This is a genomic window from Paenibacillus sp. PvR098, assembly GCF_017833255.1.
In the GTDB taxonomy this organism is placed as follows: Bacteria; Bacillota; Bacilli; order Paenibacillales; family NBRC-103111; genus Paenibacillus_G.
This window is the reverse complement of sequence record NZ_JAFIBU010000001.1, coordinates 3,114,575-3,133,102: the sequence shown is the minus strand read 5'-3', so window position 1 is coordinate 3,133,102 and position 18,528 is coordinate 3,114,575. Positions and strand designations below refer to the sequence as shown.

The window sequence follows — 18,528 nt, the reverse complement described above, 5'->3', positions numbered from 1 at the left end:
CATATACGTGGGGGTTTGTTTTGTGTTTAAATGGAAACAGCGGTACCGCATAGGAATCGTTTTTCTTCAGATGAGGTGTTGATTTTATGGCTATGATTCAGGACTTGTATTCTCTGATTTCGTTATTGAACTTATTTCTCGCGGGCGCGGTGATTTTCTTGGAGCGTCGGAACGCTGCAGTCACTTGGGCATGGCTGCTGGTCTTGTTTTTCCTGCCTGGTCTTGGGTTTATTCTTTATCTCATCCTCGGGCAAAACTTGAGTAAGCGGAAGCTGTACCGTGTTCAGGAAGACAAGCGCCAAATCGTTGACGCACTGGTGAAGTTCCAGAAGCAGCAGTTTCGCAGCGGTCAAATCGAATATAACGATTCCTCTGCCGCATATTATCAAGACATGATTTACATGAATTTGGCGAGCAGTAATGCGCTGTTCACCCAAGATAACAAGGTCGATATTTTTACGGACGGTAACGACAAATATCAATCTTTGCTTCAGGATGTCAAGGATGCGAAGGATCACATCCATCTGATGTATTTTATCGTACGCAATGACGAATTGGGTCGCAAGCTCGTTCATGAGCTTGCACGCAAGGCGGAAGAAGGTGTTGAGGTCCGGTTTTTGTACGATGCCATCGGTTCCTCCGGGCTGCCGCGAAACTTCTTCCAAAGCTTAAGGGAAGCGGGGGGAGAGGCGGCGGCATTTTTCCCGTCGCGTATTCCTTATCTGAATCTGCGAGTAAACTACCGGAATCACCGCAAGCTGGCCATCATCGATGGAACATGCGGGTATATCGGAGGCTTGAATATCGGAACGGAGTATTTGGGGCTTAATCGTCGTTTCGGGTATTGGCGGGACACGCATTTGAAGCTGCAGGGAAGCACAGTGATGCAGCTCCAGGCCCAATTTTTGCTAGATTGGACGCTCGCGCTTGCAGGTGAATTCCCTGTTGAGGCCCGTTACTTCCCGGCTAAAGTTTCCCTAGGACAGGTAGGGCTCCAAATCGTGGCGAGCGGACCGGACAATGAATGGGAGCAAATCAAGAATGCTTTTATCAAAATGATTCTCGCGGCCAAGGAAACTGTCTACATCCAAACCCCCTACTTCATTCCCGATGATAGCTTGCTGACGGCTTTGGAGATGGCCGCCTTGTCCGGCGTTGACGTCAGGATCATGCTTCCGAGCAAACCGGATCACAAGCTCGTATATTGGGCTTCCTATTCTAATCTTAGAGAGCTGCTGAATAGCGGAGCGGCATGTTATTTATATGAAAAAGGATTTTTGCATGCTAAAACCATCGTCGTGGACGGTCGGATCGCAACGGTGGGTACGGCCAATATGGACAACCGGAGCTTCAAGCTGAACTTTGAAATCAATGCGTTCATTTATGATACAGAAACATCCTCCAAGCTCCATGAACTTTTCTTGGAAGATCTCAACTACAGCACGGAGTTGACTAAGGTGATGTATAACAATAGACCGCTGGTCAACCGGTTTAAAGAATCGTGTGCCAGATTGTTGTCGCCTATTTTGTGATTGAAACCCATTTGGCCGGGGTAATTAAAGTACATGCAAGTCCAACTAAATCATAAAAGGAGTGATCGTGATGGACAGCAATGTACTTAAAGGTAAATGGAAGCAGCTCAAAGGCGAAGCTCAGAAACAGTGGGGCAAATTGACGGATGACGATCTGGATGTCGTTGAGGGACAGCGTGAGAAGCTCGTCGGAAAACTGCAGGAGCGATATGGTTATGCCAAAGACGATGCGGAGAAGGAATACGAGAGTTGGTCATCGAGGTATCGTGACTAGTCTATCATCATACAAACCGGGAGGTAATAACCATGAGTGAAAAGAAGCTGGTAGGCGTTTTTCAAACGGAGCAGGAAGCCATTCGTGCGATTGAAGGTCTGAAAAGGCAGGGCTACAGCTCAGACGACATTTCCGTTATTGCCAGAGATCAAGACGACGTGTCTGCTATCACGGATCAAACTGGGACCAATGTTCAGGAAGGCGTAAAAGCGGGAGCGGCAACCGGCGGTATGCTGGGCGGGCTTACAGGACTGCTTGTAGGCATCGGAGCGTTGACCATCCCGGGTGTGGGTCCGATTCTCGCGGCCGGTCCCATTGCGGCTACACTGACTGGAGCGGCTGTTGGCGCGGGAGCCGGCGGACTGGTTGGCGGGTTGATCGGACTGGGGATTCCCGAGGAGGATGCAAAGCGATACAACGATTACGTGAAACAAGGAAATATTCTTGTTCTGGTTAATTCTCGAGGAGATATAGACCATGAAGTATACGATGCGTTCCGAACCAACAATTCGCTGAATGCCGATACTTACGGCGTCGATTATGGTGCGGAAATAGGCTCCAGACGCGGCCTTTAATCCTGAAAGAAGCAGCACATAAAGACCGAAGGCACCCGAAAGGGTGTCTTTTTCACGTAAGGGATAATGGAGAAACAAAAACATTGATGTGGTAAATTTTAGTCATATTCCGAAGGGTACGCTTGCAATACGAATAGGGATTCCGCTTATCCATGATAACCGGAATCCCTATAAACTCATGCCCTCGATATTCAATTTTACAAAAACACACTCCGATCAAACAACTTCCGTTGCATCATATTGGTCAATCCAGCGATTCGGCAGCCTGACTTTTGAGTTCCCGCATGCCCGATAAAGCGAAACGACTTTCTTACTCCTTTCCTTCAAGGAAATGGGTGAGGCATGCTTCGCTTACCTACTTCATTGGACTATCCCCTTTCCTGTTGTTATCTTTACAATACAACAATATTTAAATAATGTAAATATTCAGAATAATTTAATTATATGGGCTTATCCCCCTATTACTCACTTTTTCTTGCTTAAGCTCAGCCATTCTATGAAAATGAGATAAATCTATTTTTGCTGAAAAAAATGAAAGTTTTAGTGAGTGCATTTTTTATGAAAATGTGGTTGACATGTTATTTTGCACGTGATAGAATCCAAAATGTAAACAAACGATAATGATTCTCATTACCAACTATAAGAAAACTGGGGAGTGGAATGAAGTTGAAGAACCGTAAAATCTTTTCGTCCGTCATCGCCACAATTTTGAGCGTAGGGCTTCTGGCAGGATGCGGAACAGCGCCACAAGGCGGACAACAAGCGGCACAGCCGCAAGATTCGAAAGGCGAAGCTTCAGAGCCGAAGACAGAACAGGTCGTCAACCTCTATTCGGCGAGACATTATGAAGTGGACGATGTTCTTTACGCTCAATTTACCGAGAAGACCGGCATTAAAGTCAATGTCGTTAAAGGCAAGGCGGAGGAATTGATTGAACGGTTAAAGCGTGAAGGAGAAAGCACGTCTGCCGATTTGTTCATTACCGTGGACGGCGGAGTGCTGAACAACGCTAAGCTGAACGGAGTACTGCAGCCTGTAAAGTCCGAAGTGGTCAATGCTAACGTGCCTGCACAGCTTCGGGATAAAGACAATGATTGGATCGGTCTATCGACCCGTGCCCGGGTTATCGTATACTCCAAAGACCGTGTGAAGCCCGAGCAGCTCTCTACATACGAGGACCTGGCCACCGATAAGTGGAAAGGCAAAGTGCTCGTACGCTCCTCTACCAACTTGTACAACCAATCGCTGCTTGCTTCCATGATCGAGCTGAATGGGGAGCAGAAAACGGAAGAGTGGGCTAAAGGCATCGTAGCCAACCTCGGCCGTGCGCCGGAAGGCGGGGACCGTGACCAAGCGAAAGCCATCGTAGCTGGTTCCGGCGATGTAGCCATTATGAACACCTACTACCTGGGACAAATGCTAAACTCCAAAGATGCCGAAGAAGTGAAAGTTGCACAGCAGCTCGGCGTGTTCTTCCCTAACCAAAGCACGACCGGCACGCACGTGAATATCAGCGGAGCGGGTCTCGTGAAGCACAGCAAAAATCAAGAAAACGCCGTGAAGCTGATTGAGTTCTTGACGGACAAAGAAGCGCAGGAACTCGTATCGAAGACAAACTTCGAATACCCAGTCAATCCTAAAGCGGAAAAGACTGAGCTTCTAAAATCTTGGGGAGAGTTTAAAGCCCAACAAATTGACTTTGCCAAGCTGGGAGAGCATAATAAAAAAGCAGTCGAGATCTCTAATAAAGTAGGTTGGAAATAAGCATGCGCTTCGCAACAGCTATACGTAATATAAAACAGCATAAAAACGGCTGGCTTTACGCCAGCCTTCTGGGGGCAGTGATCGTTCTGCTGCCCATTTTTACTATATTCGTGTCGCTGTTCCATCCGCCAAATGAAAACTGGCAGCATATCCAGCAGTATCTACTGCAGGATTATGTGTTCCAGACCGTTTGGCTTGTGTTGTTTTCATGCCTGTTTACCGTGCTGATCGGCGTAACCTTGGCTTGGCTGATTGCAGCATATGATTTTCCGCTCAGGCGATTTTTTCGCTGGGCGCTGGTGCTGCCGCTAGCTGTCCCGCCTTATATTGCGGCATACACCTACAGCACGATGCTGAGTTACACCGGCTTTGTACAAACGACGCTGCGCAATGAATTCGGAGTGACGCCGAATCCGGAGTGGTTCGGCATCATGTCGATGAGAGGCGCGATTTTCATATTTTCGATGTTCTTGTTTCCTTATGTATACATGATTACGAAATCGTTTCTGGAGCATCAAAGCGGCTCTTATATTGAGAACGCTTCTTTGCTCGGGAGGAAGCCGATCTCGATCTTTTTCCGTATTGTCCTGCCGATCTCCCGGCCGGCTATCATCGGCGGGGTGATTCTTGTCGTGTTCGAGGTGCTTAGCGATTTTGGCGTATCGAGCTATTACGGCATTCAGACGATCTCGGTAGCGATATTTCAGACCTGGTTCGGTATGTACGATGTCGATTCTGCCGTTCGGTTGGCCGCATGGCTGATGGCGGGCGTAGTCGGTTTGTTCGTGGTGGAGCGGCTGTTGCGCCATCAGCGAAGCTTTGCGGCTTCCACCAGCAAGTCGAGACCGCTTACACCGAAGAGATTGAAAGGCTCGGGCGCTGCGGTTGCATTCTTGTTCTGCGGTCTTGTGTTTGCTTGCTCCTTTCTCATCCCTTTTCTCCAATTGATTGTATGGGCTACCTGGAGCTATCATGATGTGCTTACCCCAGCTTTTATCGAATTGACATACAACACAATCGGCCTTGCTTTGACGGCTACGGTGATCATTATGCTGTTCTCGGTTATTGTAGCCAATGTAGTCCGCCAACAATCGAATGCGATAACCTATGTGCTGGCCAGGTCGGTGACGGCCGGCTATTCCGTTCCGGGAGCGATTATTGCTATCGGCGTACTGGCTTTATTCATCGGGCTTGATCATTGGCTTGCCCCGCTATACTCCCGTATGGGCCTGGGCGAATCGCCGCTCGTGCTCAGCATGTCCTTGGTCATGCTGGTTGTCGCTTACGTGGTCCGATTTATGGCAACCGGATATAACGCGGTCGAGGCCGGCTTTGAGAAGATCGGGATGAAATATACCGAGGCTTCGCGGATGCTCGGCTTAGGGATGACCAAGACCTTTTTCAAAGTCGATGCACCGCTCCTGAAGGGCGCTTTGCTCAGCGGAGTCATTCTGACGTTCGTGGAGATTATTAAAGAATTGCCGCTGGCCCTGCTGCTCCGACCCTTTAACTTTGAAACGCTTGCGACCAAGACCTACCAATACGCAAGCGACGAGCGAATCTATGAAGCTTCCATACCTTCTTTGTTTATTATCGGCGTCAGTATGATCTCTGTTATCGTATTTCATCAACTAGGGAAGAAGTTGAAATCATGAAAATCGTAAACATAGGTAAACTTTCATTCGCCTATTCCTCGAAACAGAAACCGGTGATCGACCGCTTCTCCTTCGCAATGGACAAAGGGGAAATCGTAGGAATTTTGGGGCCCAGTGGAAGCGGCAAAAGCACGCTGCTACGACTCGTTGCCGGCTTGGAATCGCCATCCGGCGGTAGTATTGCAATCTCCGGACGAACCGTGGTGGACGATACCTCCTTCGTACCTCCCGAAAGCCGCGGCGTCGGCATGGTGTTCCAGGATTACGCATTGTTTCCCCATTTGACCGTAGCCGGCAACGTCGAATTTGGCTTGCACCGTCTGTCTAGGAAGGAACGCGCGGCACGGCTGGCCGAAATGCTGGAGCTGGTGCAGCTTTCGGGCTTCGAGAAGCGTTATCCCCACGAATTGAGCGGGGGTCAACAGCAGCGTGTCGCCTTGGCACGGGCGCTTGCACCGCGTCCTTCCATTCTCCTGATGGATGAGCCGTTCAGCAATTTGGATGCAGATCTAAAAGTATCCATCCGCAGTGAGCTTCGGGATATCCTGAGAAAAGCGGAGATGACCTGTTTGTTCGTAAGCCATGATCATCAGGACGTCGATGCAATTTGTGATCGTACGGTTATAATGGTTTCATAGGAGCGTTTTTGGCCCGTTGCATTGAACCATCGGAGATAGTATATTTGTAATAACTATACCGAGGTGAAGCGACACGAGATGAACTGGATAGAGACGATTACAAGCCTGGATTGGCATGATGTGGAACATTGGCTGAAGCAATATGAGCAATTAGGGCCGCTTCCCGGTATACTGGCTCCGATGGCGGAATCCTTTATACCTGTTTTGCCTCTGGTGGCTATCTTGATTGCCAATGTGAATGCTTATGGTTTAGGCGAAGGCATACTGCTGTCTTGGGTTGGAGTGGTACTCGGAAGTGTGAGTGTGTTTACGATCTTTCGTAAGTTCGGTGGCAGGCTTCGCGGATTTATTGAACGCAAATATCCCAGATCAGGGAAATTTGTGCATTGGCTGGAGCAGCACGGCTTTACCCCCATTTTTCTGCTCGCATGCTTCCCTTTCACACCGTCCTCACTTGTGAACATTGTTGCGGGGCTCTCGAAGGTGCCGATGCATACCTTCGTCGTTGCAACGGCTCTGGGCAAGGGTGTCATGATTTTCCTTGTGTCGTTTGCCGGTCATAATTTGGACAACCTGTTCAGGCAGCCTTGGAAAATAGCGTTGATTCTCTGCGTATTCTTCATTATGTGGCTGTTCGGACGTAAGCTGGAATCAAAATATTTTAAATGAAAGCACCGCCCTACTCCTGAAGTTGTTAGCCAGGGGGAGGGCGTTTTTTACATGGTCAGGCTGATCTTCAGAAAGAATATGCTGGGGTATTGGCCCAAGGCGAATCGATGGAGAAGGCGTATAAGGTGATACGCGAGCTGTTCATCTTTACGAACAAGCGCCTGATCCTGCTGGATAAGCAGGGGGTAACCGGAAGAAAAATGTGGGTACCATTCCGTTCCTTATCGAAGCATCACGCACTTCAGTATTGAAACCGCGGGAGCCTTAATCTGGACGCCGAGCTGAAAATCTGGATTTCCGGGAATGCGACGCCGATCCAGAAGCAGTTTAATAAAAGCTTGAACATTTATGAGCTGCAGAGCGTCCTGGCTGATTACGGGCTGCAATAGACAAAAGCGAAAGCCGCGGGCGGATGTCTGCGGCTTTGGCCTAACCATACCGAGCTGCTAACATCAAAACCATGCAAGGGACATCTAGGCCTTGCGTGGCTCTTTGGCATTGAAATCCATCTGTGCGCGTAACGTCGAATACAGAATGGCCCCGGTTTACCGCCTTCCCATTGAACTTCAGTTGAGCATTGGTCGCAAACGCTGTACCATAAACATATATATCATGCTCAAAAGCTAAGCCGATAGGGGATTAGGGGTGCAATGATACCACGATGCTTTGTGCTCATGTCATGAGCTCAGCGGAAGGCTCTCGATCCGCACGTTGCTAACGCTCCAGGCGGCTGCATCACGAAGCATGAACCTATTTAATAAGATTCCCGAATAGATGTTTGTTCCACGTGGAAAAACGACAAAAATGTACAAATACGGTCTTTATTTGCGGCGGAGGCTTGATAAGACGGCTGAGATCCGCCTGTGCCAAAGGAGTGATATCAGTGTCTAAGTGCATGCGAGAGGGGGTATCTCACAGGTGATTCGAAAAAAAACGATACTTTACATTCTTATTATCATCGCGTTTATCGATATGTTCAGTCAGCTCCCCATCATCAGTCCATTAGCACAAAGCCTTGGGGCGGATCCGTTCATGATCGGACTTGCCGTGGGTGCGTATTCGCTAACGAACATGATCGGCAATGTACTGGCCGGCCGCTGGATCGACCGTTATGGGGCGAGAATAGTCCTTGTTCTGGGAATGGCCGTTACTGCGGCGCTCCTTGGCATGTACTGGTTCGTACGGACGCCGGAACAGCTGGTCGTCGCCAGATTTGCGCACGGGCTTGCGGGTGGCTTGTTGGTACCGAGCGCATTTACGCTTGTGTCCGGGCTTGCGGAGAGCGGACGACAGGGCAAAAATATGGCTATATCCGGCGCTGCTGTCGGTTTCGCGGCGATCGTCGGGCCAGCGTTGGGAGGTATCCTGAAAGCAAAGGCTGGTGTTCATACGGTATTTCTGACGGTGGCGGGGTTGATGGCTCTCGGTGCGCTGACAGCGTGGCTGGTCCTCTATGGCAAAGGAGAGGCTGCAAAGCCCGGCGAAGATTCATCGATGTCCACCACGCAGGGCTGGCTTCATCTGTTCCGCAGCACGCCGGTCTTGCAATCATACCTTGGCGCGTTCACGCTGATGTTTGCCATGGGCGTGCTTACTTACATGCTGCCGCTGAAGGCTGACGCGCTCGTTCTTCGCGAGCAGGCTGCAGGACTGCTGCTCAGCACCTTCGGTGTCGTGGCGATTGGCATGTTCCTATTGCCTACCAACCGGGTGTTCGACCGGGTGCCATCTTTGTACACCATGCTGGCCGGGCTGGTAACGATTGCCGCGGCATTGCTCGGGCTTTCTTTGGTCGACCGGGAAGGAGTCCTGTTCGCGGTCATGGCGGTATACGGCATCGGCTTCGCTTTGATGTTTCCCTCCATGAATGCCCTTTTGATCCGTCACGTTCCTGAAGGAGACAGGGGGAAGGCCTTCGGGCTGTTCTATGCCTTTTATTCCATCGGCGTCATAGCAGGTTCCTTCACTGTAGGTACCCTTGCCTTATCGCCTGATGAGGGCTTTCGTCTGGCTGGAGTGTTCCTGTCGTTCATCGCCATCGGGCTCTTTATCGTAGTCCAAACCGCAGCCCGTCGCCGCAGCAATTCACCATGAGGATAGACGAGGCTGCGGCGCCTTGCGGCGCTCGTCCTAGTCACAGCAGGTTATTCTAACGATTCTCAGTCAACTAGACGGCTTTTCCTCTTTCTCATATAATGGGCTTACGCTTCAAATGAAAGCGCAAGCAAAAATACAGGGGCTTAGCCAAAGGTCGGGTGCTGAACCATGTCGCATAACAAATGGGCGATCGGCGTATATGCGCTGTTCATCGTGTTTTTATTGCTGCTCTGGCAGTTCATGCAGACGAGTTTGGCTATTCAATCCGTCGTCGAACAGATGGAAAGCGGGGCGTCGGCAGAGCGGTCCGGGCCTCATCTGGTGCTCATTTCGCAAGAGCTGGACAATCCGTATTGGCGGACGGTAGAACGGGGAGCACGGGATGCGGCGTCTAAGCTGGGTGCGGAAATCGAGTACATCGGCCCTTACCGCAACAATCCGCAGGAGCAGAAGAAGCTGCTGGAGAAGGTGATCGCTGCCAAGGCGGACGGCATCCTCACACAGGGGATGGCCGATAGCGAATATATCGGTCTGATCAATCGGGCGGTGGCTCATGGCATCCCGGTGGTGACCGTCGATACGGACGCGCCGGAAAGCGCCAGACTTACGTATGTGGGGACGGATAACCTGCTGTCAGGACGTTTGCTGGGAGAAGCGGTTATCAAGACGGCAGGAACGGGGGGAGAGATCGGTGTCATCATCGGCAGCCAAGAAGCGACCAACCAGCGGTTAAGGCTGGAAGGATTTCTTTCCGTCATCAAGGATTATCCGGAGCTGAAGGTAGTGGAAGTGCGCTCATCTAACATTTCTCGTATTCAGGCCGCTCAACAGTCCGAGGATCTTCTGAGAAACTATCCAAATTTAAGGATCATGGTCGGGACGAGCGCGCTGGATGCGATCGGCATCCTACAGGCGAAGAAGAAGAGTGGACGGGAAGGATTGCTCATCTTCGGCTTTGACGATTTGGAAGAAACGCAGCAGGCCATTCTGAGCGGGGATATTCAAGCGACAGTCGTGCAGAAGCCTTATCTTATGGGGTACGATGCCGTGAAGCTGATGCTTGAGCATAAGCAGGGGATTGCTCTTCCGCGGGAGCATTATACCGAGACGGGACTCCTGACTCAAGGTGATTTGAGCGGGAGGGATACGGATGAGCATTCGCCGAAAGCTTTTCGTCTTTATTCCGCTGATTGTCGTGCTGATTAACTCGGTGTCTTTTTTCATCTTTCAAAGCGGCAAAACGGTTCAACAAAGCTACAATCTCATGATGGAACGGATTTTATTATATAAGCAGGTTGCACAAGGAACGGAAGAAAACTTGAGCGCTCTAAGCTCTTACTTGATTGAGCCTACAGCTGGAAATCTAGAGGTTGTTACCGTACGGAGAGTGAAGCTGGAGCAATTGCATGCGCTTCTGACCGCAAGCCGAAACGAGCTGAATCCGCTAGAGCTCTCCAACTATACACATTTGCTCGAAACCTTCATTGAGCAGGAAACATCGGTCATACAATCCTTGGAGGGAGAGACGCTCTCTTCCTATGCGTCTCTGTATGAGCAGGCGGAGAAGACCGCCGGCTTTATCCAGCAGGAGGGTCAGCATCTGGTGGACTTGGAGCTCACCCATTACGAGCCCTATTACCAGAGCATTATGGAGCATACGAATCACATCAACAGCCTCGGATTTGCCATCTTTGTCGCGGGAACCCTGCTGAGCATCCTGTTTGCCATCTGGCTGTCGCAGAGCATCACTGAACCGATCGGAAGGCTGGTGCAGGCAGCCAAGCAGATCTCGCGCGGGAACCTCAATGTGGAACCGCCGGCATCGCAAGCCGAGGATGAAATCGGCATTCTGACCGGAACGTTCCGGCATATGCTGCACAATCTGAAGGAGCTGATTGCCCGGGATAAGGAAAGGCTGGAGATGGACCGGCTCGTTAAGGAGCTGGAGATCAAGGCGCTGCAGAGCCAGATCAATCCGCATTTCCTGTTCAATACGTTGAACAGCTTATCCAAGCTGGCATTGATTGAGGGGGCGGACCGGACGAGCGATCTCATTGTTTCTGTATCCAATTTGCTCCGCTACAACCTTCGCAAGCTCGACCAGCCCGTCACCTTAAAGGATGAAGTGGAGCATGCAAGGGAGTATTTTACCATTCAGGGGTCAAGGTTCCGAGACAGGGTACGTTTTGTGACGGAGATCGAGGAGACTGCGCTCAGTCAGCTGATCCCAAGCTTGACACTGCAGCCGCTGATCGAGAATGCGTTCATCCACGGGATTGAGAACATGGAAGAAGGAGCGGAGATTGCACTTCGAATTTGGACAAATCCGGAGGAACGACGAGTGATCGTACGGGTGGAGGATAACGGAGTTGGAATGCCGGAAGAGACTCGGCTCGCACTGATGCGCCTGGACGACGAACCTGTGAAATCGGCCGGGAGCAGGATGGGAGAGCTGCCTGCTGTGAAGAAGGCATCGACCGGTCTTGGTACGCATAATGTATTTAAACGGATCCGGCTTTTTTATGGGAGTGAGGATTTAGTCAGCATTCTGGGTAATACAAGACAGAGGCAGGGCACGGTGGTGGAGCTAAGACTGCCTTTGCTGACGGAGGAGGAAGAGAGTGATGTACAGACTGCTGATCGCCGATGATGAGGCGTTAGAACGGGAAGGGCTGGAGCTGATTGTAAAGCGCGCCATGCCGGACATGTTCGATATCGCGCATGCGGAGAATGGGCGGATGGCTATTCAACGGGCGGACGAAATGAGGCCTGATATTGTATTTATGGATATTAAAATGCCCGGTATTCAAGGGCTGGAGGCGGTTAAGGAGATCAAGTCACGCCATCCCCAGGCGAAGTTCGTGCTCGTTACGGCATATGACAATTTCGCTTATGCCAAAGAGGCGATCTCACTAGGAGCTAAGGAGTATCTGCTGAAGCCGGCGAAGCGGGATCAGATTGTGGATATTCTGTCCAGGTTGGTGGAAGAAATCGCCGGGGAACGTAGAAAACGCGAAGAAGAGCTGCGTTTAAGCGAACGGGCGATGGAGTTCATACCGCTCGCGGAGAAAGAAATTGCGCTGTCCTTGATGCTTGATCCCTTGCACGATCATCATCTGGAGCCTCTGTTTGGGCTGCTTGATTTGCAGGTGATATGCGGATGCGCCTGCATAATTTCGCTGCCGGTGAAGGAGGACGGTGTAATCGATATCCCGGCAGCGATGGGCAGCGAGCAATTGTATGAAGCGGTGCGAAGCCGGGCTAAGACGGCTGTATCGTATGCCGTCATTGGTCCTGTGGTAGGCCGATGGATCGCGTTGTTTCTCGTGAACAGTGACGAAGGCAAGCCGTTCTTCACCTTCCGGACCGAATCACTGCAGTGGGGGAAGGAGCTAAGCAGCTTTGTAACCGATCAGCTTGCGATCAGAGCCACGCTAGGTCTAGGTACCGTAAGATCAGGCATTGACGGCTTGCGCGGCTCGTTTCGCGAAGCGCTGTATGCCGCAGCTTCGGAAGGGGCTGGACCTCTTCAGCTGTTCGATCGGCTATCTGAAGAGGCGGAGGGAGCGGCCGAGGGCATGGAGCTGACCGTGCTTCCGAGAGGTGACGACACGGACAGGCAGCTGGACGAGCTTCAGGAGGAGCGGGGCCGACGGGCCAAATCGGTGCTGGACCGGGCTCTCGAATATATTCGGATGCATTACCGGGAGGATATTTCCTTAGAGCAGGCGGCGGATCATGCAGGCCTCAATCCATACTACCTCAGCAAGCTTTTCAAGCTGCAGACCGGGAAGACGTTTATTGACCATATCATCCGTTTGCGGATGGATAAGGCTAAAGAATTACTCATGGATGAGCAGTACAGCTTAAAGGAAATCTGTTATCAGGTCGGCTACAACGACCCGAATTATTTTAGCCGGGCCTTTAAGAAAGCGACTGGGGTTGCCCCATCGCAGTATCGGCAGCAAAACGAGCTGTCAGCTCGTGCTGATCAGGCCTAACAAAGCAAAGAGAGAAAAAGTCCATCTTCCTACAGGGGATGGACTTTTTTGCTGTAATGGCAAAAAAAAGTGCTATGAAATGAAAGTGTAAGTAACCGTTTTCAATCGGTGTCAAAACAATCCTGCTCTTTGCCAAAGAAATGCAGACCTTCATCGATGTGAAAGCAGATGTTCCTTGGTATGATCAATTTTATAAGCGCATACTTTTGTGGGACTCCAATATATAGCAGAATCAATTTTAACCAAAGGGGAGAGTACAAATGAAAAGAAACATGGCAAAGGTTCTATCCGTCATGACAGTCAGCGGCCTGCTGTTTGCCGCTTGCAGCTCTGGTTCAGGCTCCGGAACAACGAACCAAGGACAGGACGCAGCAGCGCCGAAGCCGTCTGAACCGGCCAAGGCGAATACGAAGAAGCAGGTGGAGATTTTCAGCTGGTGGACCGGAGCAGGCGAGGAAGCGGGCTTGAAGGGTCTAATTCAACTGTACAAGGAGAAAAACCCGGACATTGAAGTCATTAATGCGGCCGTCTCGGGCGGTGCGGGAACGAACGCCAAAGCCGTGCTGGCGAGCCGGATGCAGGGCGGAGATCCACCAGGGACATTCCAGGTGCATGGAGGCGCAGAGCTCAATACCGGTTGGGTGGCTGCCGATAAAATGGAGCCGCTGAACGATCTGTTCCAGAAGGAAGGCTGGAACGACAAGTTTCCGAAGGAGCTGATCGAGCTGGTCAGCAAAGACGGCAAAGTTTACTCTGTTCCTGTCAACATTCATCGGGGGAACGTGCTCTTTTATAACAAAAAGGTGCTGGATCAGCACGGTCTGAAGGCGCCGAAAACGTTCGATGAGTTCTTCCAGGTAGCTGATGCGCTCAAAGCCAAAGGGGTCACCCCGCTGGCGCTTGGCGATAAAGAGCCGTGGACAGCATCGCATCTATTTGAGAGTGTGCTGCTCGGATCCCTTGGTCCTGACAACTACAAGAAGCTGTGGATAGGAGAGCTGAGCTTCGAGGATCCTTCCGTCAAGCAAGCTGCGGAAACGTTCAAAAAAATGATCGGCTATGTCAATAAAGACCATGCGGCGCGGAATTGGCAGGATGCGGCCCAGCTCGTAGCGAAAGGTGAAGCGGCCATGAACGTGATGGGAGACTGGGTGAAGGGCTATTTCACCACGGATCTTAAGCTGAAGCCGAATGAGGATTTCGGATGGGCAGCCACACCCGGCTCGGAAGGAAGCTTTATGGTCATTACCGATACGTTCGGACTGCCGAAGGGCGTGAAGGATCCGGAATCGATCAAATCGTTCTTGAGCGTACTGGGATCTGTGGAAGGGCAGGATGTGTTCAATCCGCTCAAGGGGTCCATACCGGCACGGATCGACGCGGATGTGAATAAATACGATGTGTACGGTAAGCAAACGATTGAAGATTTCAAGATAAGCAAGCTGGCGCCAAGTATGGCTCATGGATCTGCCGCTCCAGAGGGTTTCGTAACGCAGGCCAACCAGGCGATGACCATTTTTGTTACGAGAGGCGATGTGGATCAGTTTACGAAGTCGCTTCAGCAGGCTGCAGTGGCAAGCGGCATTAAAAAGTAAAGAAGAAGAGGCCCGGCGGCTCGGGCGGCGGGATGACCGCAGTCCGGCCGGTCCGGGCTTCGCTTTGGGAGGTGAATGATAAATGAATACATCGGCTTCGGAGCGGTGGATCCCTGTGCTCATGATCCTGCCCTCTTTTATAGCGATTGCTGTGTTTGTCTACGGTTTTATTGCATGGACCGGCTACGTATCGTTTACCGATTGGAATACGCTGGTGAAGAACCTAAGCTTCGCAGGCCTTAAAAACTATTCCTTTTTGTTTCAAGATTTCCGGTTTCAATCGGATTTACGCAATACACTGGCGTTTACGATTTTATTTATTACGGCAACCATGGGCATCGGACTGCTGCTTGCGCTCCTGATTGATCAAAAAATCAAAGCGGAGGCACTGTTTCGTAACATTTTCATTTTCCCTATGGCGCTGTCATTTGTCGTTACGGGTGTGGTCTGGCAGTGGCTGCTCAACCCGTCCACCGGCTTTAACCTGATTCTGCAGGCCATGGGCGTACAGAATGTGCCGGATTGGTATATCAGCACCAAGATTGTGCCGGCGATTTCCATCGGACAGATCGAATTCGGCTTGCCGCTTGCGCTCATTGCCGTCGCCATTGCCACCGTTTGGCAGATGTCCGGGTTCACAATGGCCATGTATTTGGCCGGACTGCGCGCGATCCCCGATGATTTAAGGGAGGCGGCTCGGGTGGACGGAGCGAAGGAGAGAGAGATCTGGTTTCAGATCATTCTGCCTCAGCTAAAGCCGATTACGGTGAGCGTCATCATTATTCTAGGGCATATTTCGCTCAAAATCTTCGACCTTGTCTATGCGATGACGGGACCGGGCGCGATGTTCGTTACGGACGTGCCGGGTGTATATATGTTTGAGACGACGTTCCGCGGCAATCATTATGGTCAAGGCGCGGCCATCTCGATGATCATGCTTGCCCTTGTATCGCTGCTCATCGTGCCTTATTTGATTTCGAGCATGCGAAAGGAGGAGTCGGCATGACCAACACCACCCTGAACGTAAGACGATGGGGGCTGTATACGCTGCTCGCTCTGATGGCGCTCTTTTATCTGCTGCCGGTGTATGTGATGGGCATTACGAGTATCAAAGGGATGGATGAGATTACGCTCGACCAGATGTGGCAGCTTCCTTCGGGGTTATATCTGGAAGGATATCGGGAGGCGTTCCATAAGCTGGCGCCGAATCTATGGAATAGTCTGCTGCTGGCCGTACCGGCCACGGTGCTCTCCGCGATTCTCGGATCGCTAAACGGCTATGTGCTGAGTAAATGGAAGTTTCGCGGCAGCGACACGCTGTTCACGCTGATGCTGTTCGGCATGTTCATTCCGTATCAGAGCATTCTGATCCCGCTCATCCAGTTTTTGCAAACGATCGGGCTGTACAATTCGATTCCCGGTCTGATCCTGGTCCACGTAGTTTACGGTCTGCCGATTTGCACGCTCATTCTTAGGAACTTCTATGCCGGCATCCCGACGGAGCTTCTCGAGGCGGCGAAAATCGATGGCAACGGGTTTTTCGGTATTTTCCGCTACATTATTTTCCCGCTGTCCATCACCGGATTCGTGGTCGTAGGCATTTGGCAGTTCACGAACATCTGGAACGAGTTTCTGTTCGCGGTTTCGCTCACCACACAGAAGCAGCAACCGATCATGGTCGCGCTGCAGAACCTGTCCGGCAGCCAGGTGGTGCAGTGGAACGTGCAGATGGCCGGGGCTCTCTTAGCCGCTCTTCCGACGCTCCTGGTTTACGTATTTCTGGGCAAATATTTTATCCGAGGCTTGCTCGCGGGATCGATTAAAGGTTAAAAAAATGCCCTCAGAGTGTTTGGTATCCAGGCTCTGGGGGCATTGGTCGCTTATTTCACCTGAAACGAGCTTTTCAGCGATACGATCCGGTTAAAAACAAGCTTATCGGCTGTCGTTTGCTTAGGGTCTACGTTGAAGTAGCCGTGGCGGAACACCTGGAACTTATCCTGCGGCTTCGCTAATTTCATATTATCTTCTACGTAGCCCTGCAGAATCTCCAGTGAATTCGGGTTAACGTTGTCCAGGAAGGTGTCGCCCTCTTGCATGTCTTCATCGAGAATAAGCGGCTCATACAGGCGGAATTCCGCTGGCAGGGCTTGGGTAGCTTCGACCCAATGAATCGTTCCCTTCACCTTGCGGCCGGTAAACCCGCTGCCGCTCTTCGTCTCGGGATCGTAGGTGCAGCGCAGCTCAACCACGTTACCGCTCGCATCCTTTACTACTTCTTCACACTTGATGAAGTAAGCGTGCTTCAGGCGCACTTCGTTGCCGGGGAACAGACGGTGATATCCCTTTGGAGGCTCCTCCATGAAATCGTCCTGCTCAATATAAATTTCACGGGAGAACGGGATTTGGCGGATGCCCATCTCTTCGTTCTCCGGGTTGATCTCCGCATCCAGCATTTCCACCTGGCCTTCCGGATAGTTCGTAATAACCACCTTCAGCGGCTGCAGCACGGCCATCGTGCGCGGCGCCTTCAGCTTCAGGTCCTCACGGATAAAATGCTCCAGCAGTTTATCATCGACCACGCTGTTGTTCGTTTTCACCACGCCGATTTCGCGGCATAATTCACGAATCGCTTCCGGTGTATAGCCTTTGCGGCGGAGGCCGGATATCGTCGGCATCCGGGGGTCATCCCAGCCGTCAACGACCTTCTCGTCCACGAGCTGCTTGAGCTTTCTTTTGCTCATCACGGTATTGGTTAGATTCAATCGGCCGAATTCGTATTGCTGAGGTATGCATTCCATCTCGCATTCACGGACGACCCAGTCGTACAAGGGACGGTGGTCGGCAAACTCCAGCGTACAGATGGAATGCGTTACGCCCTCGATCGCGTCCTCCAGCGGGTGGGCATAATCGTACATCGGGTAAATGCACCACTTGTCTCCGGTGTTGTGATGATGAGCGTGTGAAATGCGGTACAGCACCGGGTCCCTCATGTTCATGTTCGGCGAGGCCATGTCGATTTTGGCGCGGAGCACCTTCTCGCCGTTCTGGAATTCGCCCTTACGCATCCGATCAAACAGGTCGAGGTTTTCCTCTACGCTGCGGTTCCGGTAGGGGCTTTCTTTACCAGGTTCGGTGAGCGTGCCGCGGGTTTCACGAATTTGATCGGCCGTCAGATCGCACACGTACGCTTTGCCCTTGCGAATCAGCAGGACGGCGCGATCGTACATTTCCTCGAAAAAATCAGATCCGAAAAACAGCTTCTCCCAGTCGAAGCCGAGCCATTTCACATCCTCCTTGATCGATTCGACATATTCAGTGTCTTCTTTCAGTGGATTCGTATCGTCAAAGCGCAGATGCGTTCTGCCGCCGAATTCGTCGGCGAGCTCGAAGTTCAAGCAAATTGATTTGGCGTGGCCGATATGCAGATAGCCGTTCGGTTCCGGAGGAAAACGGGTCACGATTTCTTTCACTTTGCCCGCTTTTAAATCTTCAACCATAATCGTTTTGATATAATTGGAGGATGATGCAGATGCAGGTTTCGTTGTTTCCACAAGATATCAACCTTTCTTACATGAATAACTGCAAAAATCTATTAACATCTATAATACACAAAATGGGCGGCAATTATAATGTTTTTCCGCACGAATCTATGAATTTAAGGGCCAACAGACCCGATGAAAGCAAGAAAATCCCCTGTGATGAGAGGCTGTGCCTTGTCACGGGGGATT

15 protein-coding genes and 1 pseudogene are annotated in these 18,528 nt (G+C 51.2%); 15 read left to right on the top strand and 1 reads right to left on the bottom strand.

From position 1 onward, the window contains the following. The first annotated feature begins 86 nt into the window (after positions 1 to 86). The 15 genes and pseudogenes from cls to JOE45_RS15490 all read left to right on the top strand — a co-directional run bounded on the left by cls (position 87) and on the right by JOE45_RS15490 (position 16,630). Positions 87 to 1,532, top strand: a complete 1,446-nt coding sequence (gene cls / locus JOE45_RS15560) for a cardiolipin synthase (protein ID WP_210019379.1) — start codon at positions 87 to 89, stop codon at positions 1,530 to 1,532. 70 nt (positions 1,533 to 1,602) lie between these two features. Then, positions 1,603 to 1,806, top strand: coding sequence for a CsbD family protein (locus tag JOE45_RS15555; RefSeq protein WP_210019380.1), 204 nt, complete (start codon positions 1,603 to 1,605; stop codon positions 1,804 to 1,806). A gap of 32 nt (positions 1,807 to 1,838) precedes the next feature. After that, positions 1,839 to 2,381 carry a YflT domain-containing protein gene (locus tag JOE45_RS15550; RefSeq protein WP_210019381.1) on the top strand — a complete coding sequence of 181 codons (543 nt, stop codon included), beginning with the start codon at positions 1,839 to 1,841 and terminating at the stop codon, positions 2,379 to 2,381. A gap of 666 nt (positions 2,382 to 3,047) precedes the next feature. Beyond that, positions 3,048 to 4,145, top strand: coding sequence for a Fe(3+) ABC transporter substrate-binding protein (locus tag JOE45_RS15545; RefSeq protein WP_210019382.1), 1,098 nt, complete (start codon positions 3,048 to 3,050; stop codon positions 4,143 to 4,145). Positions 4,146 to 4,147: 2 nt separating this feature from the next. Beyond that, a complete protein-coding gene (locus tag JOE45_RS15540; protein ID WP_210019383.1) occupies positions 4,148 to 5,800 on the top strand; it encodes an ABC transporter permease in 1,653 nt (550 codons plus the stop codon). Continuing rightward, positions 5,797 to 6,438, top strand: coding sequence for an ABC transporter ATP-binding protein (locus JOE45_RS15535; RefSeq protein ID WP_210019384.1), 642 nt, complete (start codon positions 5,797 to 5,799; stop codon positions 6,436 to 6,438). Before JOE45_RS15540 ends, JOE45_RS15535 begins: the two co-directional genes overlap by 4 nt. 78 nt (positions 6,439 to 6,516) lie before the next feature. After that, on the top strand, positions 6,517 to 7,107 hold the full coding sequence (locus tag JOE45_RS15530; RefSeq protein ID WP_210019385.1) for a TVP38/TMEM64 family protein: 591 nt from the start codon (positions 6,517 to 6,519) through the stop codon (positions 7,105 to 7,107). A 71-nt stretch (positions 7,108 to 7,178) separates the two neighbouring features. Further along, positions 7,179 to 7,496: pseudogene (locus JOE45_RS15525) on the top strand (PH domain-containing protein); the annotation flags it as partial. A gap of 529 nt (positions 7,497 to 8,025) precedes the next feature. Further along, positions 8,026 to 9,201 carry an MFS transporter gene (locus JOE45_RS15520; RefSeq protein ID WP_348632544.1) on the top strand — a complete coding sequence of 392 codons (1,176 nt, stop codon included), beginning with the start codon at positions 8,026 to 8,028 and terminating at the stop codon, positions 9,199 to 9,201. A gap of 171 nt (positions 9,202 to 9,372) precedes the next feature. Further along, positions 9,373 to 10,410: a sugar-binding protein gene (locus tag JOE45_RS15515; RefSeq protein ID WP_210019386.1), complete on the top strand. Its 1,038-nt coding sequence runs from the start codon at positions 9,373 to 9,375 to the stop codon at positions 10,408 to 10,410. After that, positions 10,355 to 11,854 carry a sensor histidine kinase gene (locus JOE45_RS15510; RefSeq protein ID WP_210019387.1) on the top strand — a complete coding sequence of 500 codons (1,500 nt, stop codon included), beginning with the start codon at positions 10,355 to 10,357 and terminating at the stop codon, positions 11,852 to 11,854. The genes JOE45_RS15515 and JOE45_RS15510 overlap by 56 nt, the downstream gene beginning before the upstream one ends. Further along, positions 11,829 to 13,205, top strand: coding sequence for a response regulator transcription factor (locus JOE45_RS15505; protein WP_245247338.1), 1,377 nt, complete (start codon positions 11,829 to 11,831; stop codon positions 13,203 to 13,205). Before JOE45_RS15510 ends, JOE45_RS15505 begins: the two co-directional genes overlap by 26 nt. A gap of 260 nt (positions 13,206 to 13,465) precedes the next feature. Further along, positions 13,466 to 14,800, top strand: coding sequence for an ABC transporter substrate-binding protein (locus tag JOE45_RS15500; RefSeq protein WP_210019389.1), 1,335 nt, complete (start codon positions 13,466 to 13,468; stop codon positions 14,798 to 14,800). Positions 14,801 to 14,882: 82 nt separating this feature from the next. Then, entirely contained in the window at positions 14,883 to 15,806 is a 924-nt protein-coding gene (locus tag JOE45_RS15495) for a carbohydrate ABC transporter permease (protein WP_210019390.1), read from the top strand. 53 nt (positions 15,807 to 15,859) lie between these two features. Continuing rightward, the gene (locus JOE45_RS15490; RefSeq protein ID WP_461479678.1) at positions 15,860 to 16,630 is read left to right on the top strand and encodes a carbohydrate ABC transporter permease; all 771 of its coding nucleotides are present in this window, start codon (positions 15,860 to 15,862) and stop codon (positions 16,628 to 16,630) included. A 50-nt stretch (positions 16,631 to 16,680) separates the two neighbouring features. Here the strand turns inward: JOE45_RS15490 and JOE45_RS15485 are convergent, their stop codons facing one another. Next, positions 16,681 to 18,351 carry a glutamine--tRNA ligase/YqeY domain fusion protein gene (locus JOE45_RS15485; RefSeq protein ID WP_210019392.1) on the bottom strand — a complete coding sequence of 557 codons (1,671 nt, stop codon included), beginning with the start codon at positions 18,349 to 18,351 and terminating at the stop codon, positions 16,681 to 16,683. Between the last annotated feature and the right edge of the window lie 177 nt (positions 18,352 to 18,528).

Coding starts and splice junctions, on each gene's coding strand:
- cls (WP_210019379.1), top strand. CDS start 87: ATGGCTATGATTCAGGACTTGTATTCTCTGATTTCGTTATTGAACTTA.
- JOE45_RS15555 (WP_210019380.1), top strand. CDS start 1,603: ATGGACAGCAATGTACTTAAAGGTAAATGGAAGCAGCTCAAAGGCGAA.
- JOE45_RS15550 (WP_210019381.1), top strand. CDS start 1,839: ATGAGTGAAAAGAAGCTGGTAGGCGTTTTTCAAACGGAGCAGGAAGCC.
- JOE45_RS15540 (WP_210019383.1), top strand. CDS start 4,148: ATGCGCTTCGCAACAGCTATACGTAATATAAAACAGCATAAAAACGGC.
- JOE45_RS15535 (WP_210019384.1), top strand. CDS start 5,797: ATGAAAATCGTAAACATAGGTAAACTTTCATTCGCCTATTCCTCGAAA.
- JOE45_RS15530 (WP_210019385.1), top strand. CDS start 6,517: ATGAACTGGATAGAGACGATTACAAGCCTGGATTGGCATGATGTGGAA.
- JOE45_RS15515 (WP_210019386.1), top strand. CDS start 9,373: ATGTCGCATAACAAATGGGCGATCGGCGTATATGCGCTGTTCATCGTG.
- JOE45_RS15510 (WP_210019387.1), top strand. CDS start 10,355: ATGAGCATTCGCCGAAAGCTTTTCGTCTTTATTCCGCTGATTGTCGTG.
- JOE45_RS15505 (WP_245247338.1), top strand. CDS start 11,829: ATGTACAGACTGCTGATCGCCGATGATGAGGCGTTAGAACGGGAAGGG.
- JOE45_RS15500 (WP_210019389.1), top strand. CDS start 13,466: ATGAAAAGAAACATGGCAAAGGTTCTATCCGTCATGACAGTCAGCGGC.
- JOE45_RS15495 (WP_210019390.1), top strand. CDS start 14,883: ATGAATACATCGGCTTCGGAGCGGTGGATCCCTGTGCTCATGATCCTG.
- JOE45_RS15490 (WP_461479678.1), top strand. CDS start 15,860: ATGGCGCTCTTTTATCTGCTGCCGGTGTATGTGATGGGCATTACGAGT.